9 protein-coding genes are annotated in these 15,721 nt (G+C 61.8%); 3 read left to right on the top strand and 6 right to left on the bottom strand.

Annotation, left to right across the window (positions count from 1 at the left end; all coding sequences use genetic code 11):
* Positions 1 to 270 precede the first annotated feature (270 nt).
* Positions 271 to 1,029 (bottom strand): tetratricopeptide repeat protein, encoded by a 759-nt coding sequence (locus tag KGA98_RS17320; protein ID WP_223502903.1) that lies wholly within the window; start codon positions 1,027 to 1,029, stop codon positions 271 to 273.
* On the bottom strand, positions 1,030 to 1,710 hold the full coding sequence (locus KGA98_RS17315) for a Fe2+-dependent dioxygenase (protein ID WP_090453057.1): 681 nt from the start codon (positions 1,708 to 1,710) through the stop codon (positions 1,030 to 1,032).
* A gap of 207 nt (positions 1,711 to 1,917) precedes the next feature.
* Here KGA98_RS17315 and KGA98_RS17310 point away from each other — a divergent pair, with 207 nt between their 5' ends.
* Both KGA98_RS17310 and KGA98_RS17305 read left to right on the top strand, forming a co-directional pair.
* Positions 1,918 to 4,242: a TonB-dependent receptor gene (locus tag KGA98_RS17310; protein WP_223502902.1), complete on the top strand. Its 2,325-nt coding sequence runs from the start codon at positions 1,918 to 1,920 to the stop codon at positions 4,240 to 4,242.
* Between the two features lie 255 nt (positions 4,243 to 4,497).
* Complete coding sequence (locus KGA98_RS17305) at positions 4,498 to 7,026, top strand: PepSY domain-containing protein (protein ID WP_223502901.1); 2,529 nt, start codon at positions 4,498 to 4,500, stop codon at positions 7,024 to 7,026.
* A gap of 128 nt (positions 7,027 to 7,154) precedes the next feature.
* Here the strand turns inward: KGA98_RS17305 and KGA98_RS17300 are convergent, their stop codons facing one another.
* From KGA98_RS17300 to ptsP, 4 genes are all read right to left on the bottom strand, one after another.
* Positions 7,155 to 8,696 (bottom strand): alkaline phosphatase D family protein, encoded by a 1,542-nt coding sequence (locus tag KGA98_RS17300; protein ID WP_223502900.1) that lies wholly within the window; start codon positions 8,694 to 8,696, stop codon positions 7,155 to 7,157.
* Positions 8,697 to 8,879: 183 nt separating this feature from the next.
* Positions 8,880 to 10,619 carry a PTS fructose-like transporter subunit IIB gene (locus tag KGA98_RS17295; protein ID WP_223502899.1) on the bottom strand — a complete coding sequence of 580 codons (1,740 nt, stop codon included), beginning with the start codon at positions 10,617 to 10,619 and terminating at the stop codon, positions 8,880 to 8,882.
* A gap of 11 nt (positions 10,620 to 10,630) precedes the next feature.
* Complete coding sequence (gene pfkB / locus KGA98_RS17290; RefSeq protein ID WP_154861572.1) at positions 10,631 to 11,572, bottom strand: 1-phosphofructokinase; 942 nt, start codon at positions 11,570 to 11,572, stop codon at positions 10,631 to 10,633.
* Entirely contained in the window at positions 11,572 to 14,433 is a 2,862-nt protein-coding gene (gene ptsP / locus KGA98_RS17285) for a phosphoenolpyruvate--protein phosphotransferase (RefSeq protein ID WP_223502898.1), read from the bottom strand. Before ptsP ends, pfkB begins: the two co-directional genes overlap by 1 nt.
* Positions 14,434 to 14,723: 290 nt before the next feature.
* Between ptsP and cra the strand changes: the two genes are divergently transcribed.
* Positions 14,724 to 15,719: a catabolite repressor/activator gene (gene cra / locus KGA98_RS17280; protein ID WP_150812831.1), complete on the top strand. Its 996-nt coding sequence runs from the start codon at positions 14,724 to 14,726 to the stop codon at positions 15,717 to 15,719.
* Positions 15,720 to 15,721 lie beyond the last annotated feature (2 nt).

Genomic DNA, 15,721 nt, shown 5'->3' with positions numbered 1-15,721 from the left:
ACCCTTGCCTCTGGCTAACACTTCCCCTTGCCGGGTGTGTAGAGGACTTTCACCTCCAAGTCACCAGCGAGGCCACCACAGCCAAGCTGGTTGCGCTTACGCGCAACGCGCCATGCCTGGCGCACAAACAAAAAGCCCATGACCTGTCATGGGCTTTTTCATTTACGCCACCCTCTGTGGGAGCGAGCTTGCTCGCGATGGATTTCAGAGCACCGCGTGTACTCAGACAGCACGCGTTATCGTTGCCCACCATCGCGAGCAAACTCGCTCCTACAGGGTTTCGAGCTGTTCGGCACGTTGTTTGTAATCCACAGCCATCGCCTGAATCTGTGGATCATTGGCGGCTGACAATGCCTTACAGGCCACTCGCAGAAAATTCAGGTTGCCACCGGCCAACGCCTTGCGCAGCCAGACCAACGCATCCTCGATGTTCCCTTCGTCGGTCAAGACCGCAGCAAAGCTGAACTGCCCGCGAAAATCCCCGCCCTCGGCCGAACGTCGATACCAGTTACGAGCCGCTGCCGGATTCACAGGACAGACCCGCCCTTCTTCCAGATACCGCCCCAACAGATTCATCGATTTTGCATGGCCCAACTCAGCCGCACGGCGATAGAGACTCAGTGCTTGAAGCTGATCCTCAATCACCCCGCGACCGGTCGCCAGCAGATTGGCGTAGTTGTACATTGCCCAATCCAGCCCTGCAGTGGCGGCAAGTCGGTAATGCCTGGCCGCTAGCGATGCATTGGCAGCGCAGCCCCAACCATGCTCATGGCAACGACCGAGCATGTTGCGCGCCATGAGGTGCCCCTGGCGCGCTGCGATGCCGAACCAGCTCAGCGCCAGCGGTTGGTCCTGCGCGATCCCCTGGCCGTCGAGCAGAATCTGCCCGAGCAAGGCCTGGGCTTCGACCTCTCCTTCTCGTGCGGCAATCAGGATGGCCTGGGCAGCACGGGCCGGACTTTCGTCGAGCATCGCGCGCAGGCGCTCACCGTCGAGCATTTCCTCGCGGCGTAAACGAAAATCCGCCACTTACACCTCGACCCAGCGACGCAGCAGGTTGTGATACGTCCCGGTCAGGCGGATCAGCGATGGATGATCGGGCACATCGCGGGTCAGTTGCTGGATTGCCCCGTCCATCTCGAACAACAGGGCGCGCTGGCTGTCTTCACGCACCAGGCTTTGCGTCCAGAAAAACGAGGCGAGCCGCGCTCCGCGTGTCACCGCATTGACCTTGTGCAGACTGGTGCCGGGATACAGCACCATGTCGCCGGCAGGCAGCTTCACCCGTTGGGTGCCGAAGGTGTCCTGGATCTCCAGCTCGCCGCCGTCGTAATCCTCCGGCTCGCTGAAGAACAGCGTGGCGGACAAATCCGTACGCACCCGCTCGATGCTGCCTTTTGGCTGACGCACCGCGTTGTCGATATGGAAATCGAAACTGCCACCGGCGGTGTAACAGTTCACTAACGGAGGGAAGACTTTGTGCGGTAACGCTGCTGACATGAACAGCGGATTTTTCCACAGCCGCTCCAGCATCGCCGCGCCGATCTCCTTGGCCAGCGGGTGACCTTCCGGCAACTGCAAATTGTGTTTGGCCTTCGCCGACTGGTAGCCGGCGGTGATCTTGCCATCGGCCCAATCGGCTTGCTCCAGAGCCTCGCGAATGCGCTGCACCTCGTCTTTTTCAAACAGGCCGGGAATGTGCAGCAGCATGACAAAGGCACCTGAAACCAAAGGGATGCCAATGGTATTGATTCTTATTGCCTGTGTAAAACACATCTGACGAATGAGTCAGCAGAAACCGTAAGGGTAAATTGTAAAGAATGTAAATTCAGTGCGAATAGTAATGTTTCGCAATTGATACGAATACGTGTTTACCCTATATTCCGCGGCCTCAAATCCTTGGGGAGGGGAACTCAAATGTCGCGTCAACAACCACAAGTACCGGTCAGTTCACCACGTCTGCTCGCATCGGCCATCGGGATGGCGATTACTGCCGGCTCTGCGGGCCACATGGTTTTCGCGGCGGAAAAAGCCGACGAAAAAGCACCGGGCAATGTGATTTCGCTGGGCGCCACCGCCATCACCGGCGAAGCTCAGGACGAGACGACCTACAACGTAGAGAAAGCCTCCTCGCCCAAGTACACCGCGCCGCTGGTGGACACACCGCGCTCGATCACCGTCATTCCGCAACAAGTGTTGAAAGACACGGGCGCCATGAACATGCAGGACGCCCTGCGCACCATTCCAGGCATCACCTTCGGTGCCGGTGAAGGCGGCAACCCACAGGGCGATCGTCCGTTCATTCGCGGCTTTGACGCCCAGGGCGATACCTACCTGGACGGCGTTCGCGATACCGGTTCCCAGAGCCGCGAGATCTTCGCCGTGGAATCGATCGAAGTCAGCAAAGGCCCGAACTCTGCCATCGGCGGTCGCGGCGCTGCAGGCGGCAGCATCAACCTGGTCAGCAAGAAAGCTCACCTGGGCAATTCGTTCGATGGTGGTTTCACCTGGGGCTCCGACCAGACCCAGCGCTACACCATGGACGGCAACTATCAGTTCACCGACACTGCCGCTGGCCGTCTGAACCTGATGAGCCATGAGAGCAACGTCGCCGGACGTGACAGCGTCGACTACGACCGCTGGGGTGTCGCACCGTCCCTGGCTTTCGGCCTGGGTACAGACACTCGCGTCAACCTCGACTACTACCACCTCGAAAGCAACGACACGCCGGATTCGGGCATTCCGTACTCGATCCCGACCACTCTCGCGGCTGGACGCACCAAGTCCAACCCGGACAAGCCGAATGACGGCGGCGACAGCAGCAATTTCTATGGTCTGACCGACCGCGACTTCCGCAAGACCCGCACCGACACCGCGACCTTCGCCATCGAGCACGACCTGAGCGACTCGCTGACCATCAAGAACACCCTGCGTCACGGCACCAGCATGCAGGATTACATCCTGACCCAGCCGGACGACAGTAAAGGCAACGTCAACAACGGCAGCGTCTGGCGCCGGGCGAACACCCGCGTGAGCAACACCGAGACCACCACCAACCAGACCGATCTGTTTGGTGATATCTACATCGCCGGGTTCAAGAACAGCTTCTCCACCGGTGTCGAATACACCCACGAGGAAAGTGAAAAATCCTCGTACAACGTCAACACGGACACCACCCCGGGAACGGCAGCGGTAACCAACAACTGCTCGCCGGCACTGATCGGCGCGCCAAGCGGTTACAACTGCACCTCGCTGTCCAACCCGACGCCGAATGATCCGTGGAGCGGTGCCATCTCCCGCAACTACGCGGGCACCGATACCAAGGCCAACACCTACGCACTGTATGTATTCGACACCCTGACGTTGTCCGAGCAGTGGCTGGTGAACATGGGCCTGCGCTACGACCATTTCGACACCGACTACAAAACCTTCAACGGTTCCAGCGTGACCACGTCCAAGGGCGATGACACCAGCGAGTTCGTTACCGGTCAGTTCGGTGTGGTGTACAAACCAGCGGAAAACGGCAGCATCTATGCCTCCTATGCGACGTCTGCCACTCCACCAGGCAACACCCTCGGCGATGGCGCGGAAGGCAACCCGCTGGGCGGCACGCCGGATCGCAACGGCAACCTGCTCAAAAGCGACATGGAGCCGGAAACCACCAAGAACTATGAAATCGGTACCAAGTGGGATCTGCTGAATGATCGTCTGTCCGTGACTGCAGACATCTTCCGCACCGAGAAAGAAAACGCTCGTGTGCAAACCAACACCACTACGTTTGAAAACGTCGGCAAAACCCGCGTTCAAGGTATCGAACTGTCGGCCACCGGCAAACTCACCGACAAATGGCAGGTCTTCGCCGGTTACGCCTACATGGACAGCGAGCAAGTCGATGGCGGCGACATGCCAGCAAACAAAGCCAACAACGGCAACGAACTGCCTAACACGCCGAAAAACAGCGCCAGCCTGTGGACGACCTATCAGGTCACGCCAAGGCTGACCATCGGTGGCGGTGCGTTCTATGTCGATGACGTGTTCGGAAGTGCCGCCAACACCACCATGGTCGATTCCTACGTTCGTTACGACGCAATGGCGGCGTACAAGCTGACCAAGAACGTCGACCTGCAACTGAACGTACAGAACCTGACCGACGAAACCTACTACGACAAGGCGTTCTCGACTCACTTCGCCAACCAGGCGGCCGGTCGTACCGCTTTGCTGAGCACCAACTTCCACTTCTGATGGAAACGTGACCAACAACCTTCTGTAGGAGCGAGCTCGCTCGCGATGGACCGGAGAACGACGCGGGGTGTCAGGCTTTACGCGTCATCGTTGACGACCATCGCGAGCGAGCTCGCTCCTACATTGTTGGCATTGGACCCGGCCCCGTTCATCCACATGAACGGGGCCTTTGTGCGTAAAAAAGAATGCTTCTCGACAACCCCACGGCATAATGCGCGCCGTGATGAATCAACTTGAACGAACAAGGCGAGCGACGTGTTGAAGAAAACCCTGTTCCAGTTGCACTGGTTTTTCGGCATCAGCGCCGGGCTGGTCCTGGCCCTGATGGGCATCACCGGGGCGGCGGTGTCGTTTCAGGATGAAATCCTGAGCACACTCAATCCTTCTGTGTTGCAGGTCGAGAAACAGGTCGCCGGTGTGCTGCCGCCCGTCGAACTGGTGGAGCGAATCGAAGCCGCATCGGGCAAAAAAGTCTCGATGCTCACGGTGGAAACCGACAGCGGCAGCGCCGCCAAAGTGTGGTTCACCCCGCCGCCGGGTGAACGCCGTGGCGAGATGCGCTACTTCGACCCGTACACCGCCGAGTTCCTCGGCGACGCCACCGGCCAGGGCTTTTTCGGCCTGATGCTGCAACTGCACCGTTTCCTCGCCATGGGCGACACGGGTCGGCAGATCACCGGCGCGTGCACGCTGATCCTGGTGTTCTTCTGCCTGTCCGGCCTATACCTGCGCTGGCCTCGCCAGTGGAAAAGCTGGCGGACCTGGCTGACCCTGGACTGGAAGAAAAAGGGCCGCAGCTTCAACTGGGACCTGCACTCGGTGGCCGGCACCTGGTGCCTGGTGTTTTACCTTCTGGCGGCGCTGACCGGGTTGTCCTGGTCCTACGAGTGGTACAACAAAGGCCTGACCCGGTTGCTCTCCGACTCACCACAGAGCGAACGCGTACGCGGCGGACGCGGCCCTGCGCCAAGCGGTCCGGCACCGACGGCCGATTACGCGGCGATGTGGAGCAGCATCTACAGTGCGGCCGGTCCGCAACTCAGCTCCTATAACGTGCGCATGCCGCCCGTGGCCGGCCAACCGGCGACCGTTTACTTCCTGCTGAAAACTTCGCCTCACGACCGCGCCCTGAACCAGATCACCCTCGACCCGGCCACCGGCGTGGTCAAACGGGTTGATCGCTACAGCGACAAGAGCCTCAAGGCGCAACTGCTGACCAGCATCTATGCGCTGCACGTCGGTAGTTACTTCGGCATCGTCGGGCGCATTATCCTGACCATCGCCTCGCTGACCATGCCGCTGTTCTTCATCACCGGCTGGATGCTGTACCTGGACCGTCGGCGCAAAAAACGCCAGATCAAGGATGCGCGCAAAGATCTCGTGCAAACCGCCAGCGACGCGCCGGCGTGGCTGATCGGCTTCGCCAGCCAAAGTGGTTTTGCCGAACAGCTGGCATGGCAAACCGCCGGACAATTGCAGGCCGCAGGCTTGCCGGTCAAAGTGCAGCCATTGGCGGACGTCAGCGAGCAGGACTTGCATGAATCGAACAATGCCTTGTTCGTGGTCAGCACCTTCGGCGACGGCGAAGCACCGGACAGCGCCCGCAGTTTCGAGCGCAAGGTACTGGGCCGGACACCGAGCCTGGGACGCCTGAATTACGCCGTCCTGGGGTTGGGCGACCGGCAGTATCAACACTTCTGCGGTTTCGCCAAACGCCTGCACGCCTGGTTGGGCGAACAGGGCGCAAAGACCCTGTTCGCCCCGGTGGAGGTCGACAGCGGTGACCCTTACGCCTTGCGCCACTGGCAACAGCAACTGGGCCTGTTGACCGGCCAGGCCCCCGTGGATACCTGGCAAGCGCCCAGCTACGACAACTGGACCCTGCTGCATCGTGAACTGCTCAATCCGGACAGCAGTGGCTCGCCGGTGTACTTGTTGGGCCTCAAGCCTCCTTCCACCAGCAGTTGGCTGGCGGGCGACCTGGTGGAAGTGATGCCGCGCAATTGCCCGTGGGCCATCGAGCACTTCCTCGACGGCATGGGGATTCACGGTGAAACCAAGGTGCAACTCAACGGCCTTGAAGAAACCCTCGAACAGGCCCTGGCCAGCCGCCAGTTGCCGGAGAACCGCGCCCACCTGGTCGGCCTGCACGCCCAAGCGTTGGCAGAGGCCCTCGTGCCGCTGGCCATGCGCGAGTATTCCATTGCGTCGATCCCGGCCGATGGCGTACTGGAATTGATCGTGCGTCAGGAAGTGCATGCCGACGGCAACCTCGGTGTCGGTTCCGGCTGGCTGACCGAACACGCGCCGGTGGGCAGTTCCATCAGCCTGCGCGTGCGGCGCAACAGTGGTTTCCATCTGCCGGCCCAACCGGTGCCGATGATCCTGCTGGGCAATGGCACGGGCCTGGCCGGGTTGCGCAGCCTGCTCAAGGCCCGGATTGCCGATGGTCAGCAACGCCAGTGGCTGCTGTTTGGCGAGCGCCATCGCGAGCACGATTACCTGTGCCGAAAGGAGCTGGAGGAGTGGCTGATCAATGGTGATCTGGCGCGCCTCGACCTGGCATTTTCCCGCGACCAGGCCGAAAAGATTTACGTACAGGATCGCCTGCGTGAATCGGCGGCCGAGCTCAAGAAGTGGCTGGCGGACGATGCGGTGATCTACATCTGCGGCAGCCTTCAAGGCATGGCTTCAGGCGTGGATCAGGTGCTCAACGAAGTGTTGGGTAGCGCCGAAGTGGAGCGTCTGATCGAACAGGGCCGCTACCGCCGCGACGTGTACTGATTCACTGAGTTCCCTGTGGGAGCGAGCTTGCTCGCGATTACGGTCTATCAGTCAACCAATGTGTTGAATGTAATACCGCCATCGCGAGCAAGCTCGCTCCCACAAGGGTTCATGTATCCATCTCCATCTCAAACCGGCTGCAGCTTTTTCTCAAATACAGACACCCCGTCCAGATCACGCAACACCACGCTCAACTCCCCGCTCTGCCCATCGATGTTCACCTCGCCAAAAAACTGAAACCCGGCAAACGGCGAGACGTTCTGCGCGGGCGGCGCCTTCTCGAACACCACTTCAGGACCAAAGGTTTTATCCAGCGAGTTCGGTCCAAAGCTACCGGCATTCAGCGGTCCGGCGACGAACTCCCAGAACGGTTCGAAATCCTGAAACGCCGCCCGATCCGGATGGTAATGATGGGCCGCGCAGTAATGCACATCCGCGGTCAGGAACAGGAAATTGCGCACCTGTTGCGCCCGCAGAAAGCCAAGCAATTCTGCGATTTCCAGTTCACGCCCCTGTGCCGGGCCGGGGTCACCGTTGGCCACGGCCTCCCAGCGCGCGACACCAGGGCTGACCTCGCCGTCGGGCACGCCGAGGCCAATGGGCATGTCGGCGGCGATCACTTTCCATTGCGCGTTCGAGGCCTGCATTTCGCGCTTGAGCCAGTCCAGTTGCTCACGCCCGAGGAAAGGTTTTTCAGCGCCCTGATTGTCATCGTTGGGCCCGCGATAACTGCGCATGTCCAGTACAAAAACATCGAGCAGCGGCCCGTAACCAAGCTTGCGATAGATCCGCCCGCCGCCATCGGCACTCTGCAAACGCATCGGCGCATATTCAAGCCAGGCCTGGCGTGCGCGGCCCACCAGACTGTGGATATCTTTGTCCTGGTAACGCGCATCCAGCTGCTTGCCCGGCGACCAGTTGTTCACCACTTCGTGGTCGTCCCACTGCCAGATCTGCGGGACCTCGGCATTGAAACGACGGATGTTTTCGTCCATCAGGTTGTAGCGGTAATTGCCGCGGTACTCATCAAGGGTCTCGGCGACTTTGCTCTTGGCCTCGGTGGTGATGTTGCGCCACACACGGCCACCTTCTGTGATGAGCTGTTCCGGGATCGGACCGTCGGCGTAAATGGTGTCGCCGCTGTGGATAAAAAAGTCTGGCAGACGCAGGCGCATTGCTTCGTAGATGCGCATGCCGCCAATGTCGGGGTTGATGCCGAAGCCCTGGCCGACGGTGTCGCCGCTCCAGACAAAACGGATGTCACGGCGGGCCTGCGGCACGCTGCGCAAGTGACCGAACCAGGGCTCGCTGGCAACGCCATTCCGGGCGTCTTCGAACTGCACGCGATAGAAGATCGCCTGGTCGACGGGCAACCCGGTGAGTTCGACCCGGGCGGTGAAATCGGTGCGCGCATCGACCAGGGGCGAGACGAATCGCCGTGGGTTGGGAAACAGACTGCGGGTGTCCCACTCCACCACCATCCGCGCGGGGCGGTCGCAGCGGCTCCAGATAACCGCACGGTCGCCCAGCAGGTCGCCGGACTGTACGCCGTCGGTGAGTTGCGGCCGATCCTTGACCGAAGCGATCACCGCCGGCGCCAGCCCCGGCAACAACAGCCCGGCGCCGACCGCTTGCATGACACGACGGCGCCCGAGGTTGAAATCGCTCATGGTGTTCTCCCTGGAAAAGGAAAAACTAAAGCATGACCCTATGACCCTGGCATGACACAAACCTTCCCGACACCACAGATCCCTTGTGGGAGCGGGCTTGCTCGCGAAGGCGTCGTGTCAGCCGAAATACTCATTGCTGACACTCCGCTTTCGCGAGCAAGCCCGCTCCCACTGGGGCAGGTGTCAGGCGGTGACGGGTTCTACCGCCAACTCCACCACCTCCGGCCGTTTCACCAGCGCATACGCCACCGCCGTCAACAGACTCCCCGCCACAATCGCCAACAGGTAGAGCAGCGCATGGTTGATCGCATTCGGGATCGCCAGGACGAACAACCCACCATGGGGCGCCATCAATTTGCAGCCGAAATACATCGACAACGCACCCGTCAGCGCACCGCCGGCGATGCTCGCCGGAATCACCCGTAGCGGATCTTTTGCCGCAAAAGGAATCGCCCCTTCAGAGATAAAGCACAGCCCCAGCACCAGCGCTGCTTTGCCGGCCTCGCGCTCGGTCTGGGCGAACTTGCGTCGGGCAATGAACGTGGCGATGCCCAGGCCGATTGGCGGCACCATGCCGGCCGCCATGGTCGCCGCCATCGGCGCGTAGCTCTGCGACGCCAGCAACCCCACCGAAAACGCATAGGCCGCCTTGTTGATCGGCCCGCCGAGGTCGACGCACATCATGCCGCCCAGCAACACACCGAGCAGAATCGCGTTGGTGGTGCCCATGCTGTCGAGAAAATTCGTGAGCCCGGCAAGCATCCCGGCGACCGGTTTGCCGACCACGTAGATCATCACCAGACCGGTGAACAGACTCGCCAGCAGCGGGATGATCAGGATCGGCTTGAGCGCCTCAAGACTTTGCGGCAATCGCGCATAACGGTTGATCGCCCTGGCCGCATAACCGGCAAGAAAGCCGGCAATGATCCCGCCGATGAAACCGGCGCCCAAGGTGCTCGCCAGCAGTCCGCCGATCATCCCCGGCGCGAGGCCCGGACGGTCGGCGATGGAATAGGCGATATAGCCTGCCAGCAGCGGCACCATCAGCTTGAACGCGCTGTCGCCACCGATCTGCATCAACGCCGCCGCCAGCGTGCCCTCCTCCTTGAACGCGGTGATGCCGAACACGAACGACAAGGCGATCATCAAGCCGCCGGCCACCACCATCGGCAACATGAAGGACACGCCGGTCAGCAAGTGTTTATAGACGCCCGTCTTCTCCTGTTTGGCCGTTGTTTTGGCAGCGCTCGATGCGCTTTCCTGTTGACCTTCGGCCAAGGCCTTTTTCAACGTCGCTTCGGCTTGCTTGAGGGCAATGCCGGTGCCGCAGCGATAGATTTTCTTGCCGGCGAAACGCTCGGTGGCGACTTCGATATCGGCCGCCAGCAGCACCACATCGGCCTCGGCAATCGCTTGCGCGCTCAATGGATTGCGCGCGCCGACCGAGCCCTGGGTTTCCACCTGCAGCTCATAGCCCAGGCGCTTGGCCGCTTGCTGCAAGGCTTCGGCGGCCATGAACGTGTGAGCGACACCCGTCGGGCACGCGGTAACGGCCACCAGTCGCGGCGCGTTCTGGACAACCGCCACAGGTTCGATGACGGCCTCTTCGGCGGCGTAAACCTGAGCGTCCTGCGCTCCACGGCGCAGCACGGCTTCCACGTCTTGCAGGGCCTGGGCCGGGGTGCTCTGGAACACCCGCTTGCCGACAAAGCGCGACATTTCCACCGGCGCGCTGGTCACCAGCAGCACCCACTCAGCCGCCTCGAGGGTGGCCGCCGACAGTTGCTTTTCGGGATGCGCGGCATCGGTGACTTCGACACTGGTGCTCCAGCCCTGGCGCTGGGCCGCGGCATCGAGCAGCCGGGCACACAGCACACTGGTGACCATGCCGTTCGGGCAGGCCGTAACGATGGCTAACTTCATGACAATCCCTCTTATTGTTCTGTCAGGGGACGCACGCGCACACCCTGTTCGAGCTGCGCCAGTTGCGCTGCATCGCCAATGCCGAATCCGATCTGGGTCACTGCCATCGCGGCAATCGCCGTGGCGGTGCGCAAGGTCTGCTCCGGCGTATCGGCACTGAGCAAACCGTGGAGCATCCCCGCCAGCAACGAATCACCCGCGCCCACCGTGCTGGCGACGTTGACCCTGGGTGGCGTGGCATGCAGCGCCGAGCCGACGCTGAACCAGTTCACGCCATCGACGCCATGGGAAATCACCACATGCTCGATGCCCTGGGCATGCAAACGCTCCGCCGCCAAGGCCTGGGCACTGACCGACACGACCTCGCAGCCCAGCACCTCGGCCAGCTCTTCAGTGTTGGGTTTGATCAGCCACGGCCCCGCTTTCAGCGCTGCGCGCAATGCCTCGCCGCTGGTGTCGAGAGCGACATTCAGCCCCAGGTTCTTCAAGCGCAAGATCAACGCCTGCAACCATTGCGCACTGACGCCCAACGGCAAGCTTCCGGCGACAACCACCGCATCGTGCCCCGGAGCAATCTGCTCCAGTCGATCCATCAAGGCCTGCTGCGCCGCCTCGCTGACCTGCGGCCCCGGCCCGTTGATGTCGGTGATGCGGCCGTCGCTTTCCGCCAGTTTGATATTGCTGCGGGTTTCGCCCGGAACACGGATGAAGGCATCGACAAAACCGCGTTTGGCGAACAATGTTTCGAACGCTTGCAGGTTGTCTTCGCCAAGAAAGCCACTGACGGTCAGTTGATGCCCGAGGTCCGCCAGCACCTGCGCCACGTTCACGCCTTTGCCGGCAGCGTGGGTGTGCATCACATCGCTGCGGTTGACCTGGCCGGCGTCAAGGCGCGGCAACTGGACGGTCAGGTCCAGCGCCGGGTTGAGGGTCAAGGTAAGAATCCGGGACATTACAAGTCCTCCACTAATGCGCGCACTTCATTGGCACTGCCCACGGCCAGCGCCTGTCGGGCAAGGGTTTGAGTCTGAGTGAAGCCCAGTTCGCGAATCCGCGCCTTGACCTCGGCAATGCTGCGCGCCCCGACGCTGAGCTCATCCACTCCGAGGCCGACCAGCACCGGCACCGCCAGCGGGTCGGCCGCCAGCTCGCCGCACACACCGACCCATTTACCGTGAGCATGGGCCGCACGCACGGTGATGTCGATCAGTTGCAGCACCGCCGGATGCAAGCCATCGGCCTGGGCCGACAGCGTCGGATGGCCACGGTCGATGGCCAGGGTGTACTGGGTCAGGTCGTTGGTGCCGACGCTGAAGAAATCGACTTCCTTGGCCAGGACCGGTGCCAGCAATGCCGCCGACGGCACTTCGATCATGATCCCCAGTTGCAGGTCGGCGACCGGGATTTCCTGGCGCAGACGTTCGGTCATGTCACGGGCCTGACGCCATTCGTCGACGCTGCCCACCATCGGGAACATGATCCGCAGCGGCCGGTTGTCGGCAGCCCGCAGCAAGGCGCGCAGTTGCGCTTCCATGATCTGCGGGCGCTGCAAGGTCAGGCGAATGCCGCGCACGCCGAGGAACGGGTTCTCTTCCTTCGCAATCGGCCAGTACGGCAGCGGTTTGTCGCCACCGACATCGAGGGTGCGCACCACCAGCGGCCGCCCGGCCAGACCGTCGAGGACGCGGCGGTACTCGACTTCCTGGGTCGCCTCGTCGGGCGCTTGCGGGTGGGCCATGAAAATCAGTTCGGTGCGCAACAGGCCAATGCCTTCGGCGCCCTGCTCCACCGCACTGGTGACGCCGGCGCTTTCACCAATGTTGGCGAACACTTCGACGGCGTGGCCATCGATGGTCAATGCCGGTTGATGACGCAGTTCAGCAGCCGCCTTCAAGCGTTGCTCGCGGGTATCGCGTTCGGCCGTGGCGCGCTGCAAGGTCGCCGCGTCAGCGTCCACATGCAGACGACCACGCTGGCCATCGAGCAGCAAAGCCGTACCCGGTGCCAGCAGCAACACGCCGGGACCGGCGCCGACCAAGGCCGGAATACCCAGCGCCCGGGCAACAATCGCACTGTGCGCCGTAGCACCACCCCGAGCGGTGAGAATCCCCGCCACGCGAGCCGGGTCGAGACGGGCGACGTCGGACGGGCCGACCTCGTCCATCACCAGAATGTACGGTTGATCCGGTTCGCTCGGGGTTTCGATGCCGCTGAGTTGCATCAACACCCGACGCCCGATGTCGCGCAAGTCGGCCGCACGCTCGGCGAGCAAGGCATCCTGCAACGCTTCCTGCTGCCGAGCCGCCGCTTCAATCACGGCCATCCACGCCGCCTCGGCGCTTTCGCCCTGTTTGAGGCGCGTATCGACCTCATCGGTCAGTTCCGGGTCGTCGAGCATCTCTTGGTGGGTGATGAAGATTTCGCGAATGGCTTTGCTCTTGCTGCGCTCGATCAGGCCCTGGATATCACAGCGTACCTGCGCCAGGGCATGCTGGAGGCGCTCGCGCTCGATGCCGGCGGATTCGCCGCGCAACGGGTAATCGATGGTTTGCAGCACCTGAATATGCGCCGGGCCGATGGCGATCCCCGGAGCGGCGGCAATCGCCTGAACCACGCTTCCAGATGACGGGGCGAGGACCACTTCGGCGATATCGGCAACGACTTCACGCGCCTGACTTACCGGCGGCAGCGGTTCGACTTCCTCACCGAGGCCTTCTTCGATGGCGGCCAACAAGGCCGGCAACGCATCCGCCGCAATGCCCGGTTCGGCGATGATTTCCAGGACCTGTCCCCGACGGGCGCCGAGGCTGAGCAACTTGCTCAAGCTCTTTACCGACACCGCACTGTCATGGCCATCGACGATGCGTACGCGGATGTCACCTTCAAAACTCTTTGCCAGTTGCGCGAGGATTTTCGCCGGGCGCGCATGCAAACCGTGGGCGTTGGCCAATGCAATTCGCGCGCTGGGCCAGTCGGCGGGCACTTCACCACCGAGCACTTCGAGGACCTTGCGGCTGCTGGTGGCGCGCCCCAACTCTTGGCCACGCCCTTCGATCAACAACGCGCACAGGCGTTCGAGCAGGGCTTGATGGGCCTCACCGAGGCTGGCCAGGCAGAACAGTCCAGTGAGTGGCTGGCCGAGATAACGCAGCGGTCTGTCCGGGGTGACGAAGGCCAGGCCCGGACGCTTCACCGTCTGTTCGCTGTGCAGCCACCACAGGCCATCGCCCAAGGGCAGCGCTTCAACCTGCTGCAGCACGGCGGAGAAACCGTTGCTCACGCAGTCGGCCTGCCGTAGCAAACGTGCACCACGCCAGACCAGCTCTTCGAAATCTTCGGCCGCCACACCGAGACCGATCATCTGTGCATCCAGCGCCAGCTCCTGCGGCGCGCCTTGCAGCAACTTCAGCAAGGCTTCGGCGGAACCGGCGCGACGCAGGGCCTGGCCCAGGTCAGTCTCGCCGAGGGCGCGGGTGAACAATTGCAACAGGCGCAGATGTTCATCGGATTTGGCGGCGATGCCGATCGCCAGGTAAACGATATGACCATCGCCCCAGTCCACGCCATCAGGGAACTGCATCAGGCGCACACCGGTGGTGAACACCAGGTCGCGGGTTTCGGGCGTACCGTGGGGGATGGCAATACCTTGACCGAGAAAGGTCGAGCCCTGAGCCTCCCGCGCCTGCAAGCCGGCGAGATAACCCTCGGCAACCAGGCCGTCGGCGACCAGATGCCCGGCCAGCAATTGCAGGGCTGCGGACTTATCCACAGCCGACTGGCCCATCGAAATCTGCTCTACAGTGAGCTCGAGCATGCTTTCTCCTTTTTGGCGCCTTGGGGCACCAGGTATTGTTTTGAATGAGTCAGCTTAGGCGCTTGGTCATCGCTTTTGGCGGTTTCACGGCAGAACCGGCCAAAGGCACCTAAAACGTAGAAAATACGCTTGCTGAAACGTTTAATCTATATCGATTGGCACGTTACTCGAAATTGGCCCATCCTTGAAGTCCAACTTGTCGGATGCGTTGCGACAATGGTCGCCTGCCTTAATCGGTTAGGATTGACGAAAATGTCGAGGCAATCTCGAAAAAACAAGGAAACAGCGGGTTGAAACTCAGTGATATCGCCCAGTTGGCCGGTGTGTCCGTCACCACCGCCAGCTATGTCATCAATGGCAAGGCCGAACAACAGCGCATCAGCAGCGCTACCGTCGAACGCGTGCGCGCGGTCGTCGAACAACATGGCTTCACGCCTAACCCACAGGCCGCCGGATTGCGCAGCCGACACACCCGCACATTGGGGTTCATTCTGCCGGATCTGGAAAACCCCAGTTACGCGCGAATCGCCAAATTGCTGGAACAAGGTGCGCGGGCCCGGGGTTATCAGTTGCTGATCGCCAGTTCCGACGATGCGCCGGACAGCGAACGGCAATTGCTGCAGTTGTTCCGCGCCCGGCGCTGCGACGCACTGATCGTTGCCAGCTGCCTGCCGCCCGGCGACGACAGCTATCGCCAATTGCAGGCCAAGGGCATTCCGATCATCGCCATCGACCGGGTCATGGAACCCGAGCATTTCTGCTCGGTGATCAGTGACGACCGCGAGGCCAGCCTGCAACTGACCCGCAGCCTGCTCGATCCCTTGCCCAAACAGATCGCGCTGATCGGCGCCCGCCCGGAGCTGAGCATCAGCCAGGAACGTTGCGCCGGCTTCAAAGAGGCGCTCGTCGGGTTCAACGGTGAGGTGCTGATTGAAGAAGGCGAATCCTTCAGCCGCGAGTGCGGCAAACAATTGATGGAAGAATTACTGCAGCGCCTGGGCCATTTGCCCGATGCCCTGGTGACCACATCCTACGTGCTGCTTCAAGGCGTGTTCGATGCGCTGCACGACTTCCCGCTGAAAAACCGCCCGCTGCGCCTCGGCACGTTCGGCGACACTCAGTTGCTGGACTTCCTGCCGCTGCCGGTCAACGCCATGGCCCAGCAGCACCAGCTGATCGCCGACAAGGCCCTCGCACTGGCCCTGGCAGCCATCGAGCAGTCGGATTACCGGCCCGGTGTGCAAGCCATTGCGCGCACGTTCAAGCAGCGTATTCGCCAGGACTGAAC

It is taken from the genome of Pseudomonas sp. BF-R-24 (assembly GCF_019947335.1).
In the GTDB taxonomy this organism is placed as follows: Bacteria; Pseudomonadota; Gammaproteobacteria; order Pseudomonadales; family Pseudomonadaceae; genus Aquipseudomonas; species Aquipseudomonas jessenii.
This window is presented reverse-complemented; position numbering and strand designations above follow the sequence as displayed.

What these genes read in the sequence shown, in the direction of transcription:
- KGA98_RS17310 (WP_223502902.1), top strand. Translation starts at nt 1,918, where the DNA reads ATGTCGCGTCAACAACCACAAGTACCGGTCAGTTCACCACGTCTGCTC.
- KGA98_RS17300 (WP_223502900.1), bottom strand. Translation starts at nt 8,696, where the DNA reads ATGAGCGATTTCAACCTCGGGCGCCGTCGTGTCATGCAAGCGGTCGGC.
- KGA98_RS17295 (WP_223502899.1), bottom strand. Translation starts at nt 10,619, where the DNA reads ATGAAGTTAGCCATCGTTACGGCCTGCCCGAACGGCATGGTCACCAGT.
- ptsP (WP_223502898.1), bottom strand. Translation starts at nt 14,433, where the DNA reads ATGCTCGAGCTCACTGTAGAGCAGATTTCGATGGGCCAGTCGGCTGTG.
- KGA98_RS17315 (WP_090453057.1), bottom strand. Translation starts at nt 1,710, where the DNA reads ATGCTGCTGCACATTCCCGGCCTGTTTGAAAAAGACGAGGTGCAGCGC.
- pfkB (WP_154861572.1), bottom strand. Translation starts at nt 11,572, where the DNA reads ATGTCCCGGATTCTTACCTTGACCCTCAACCCGGCGCTGGACCTGACC.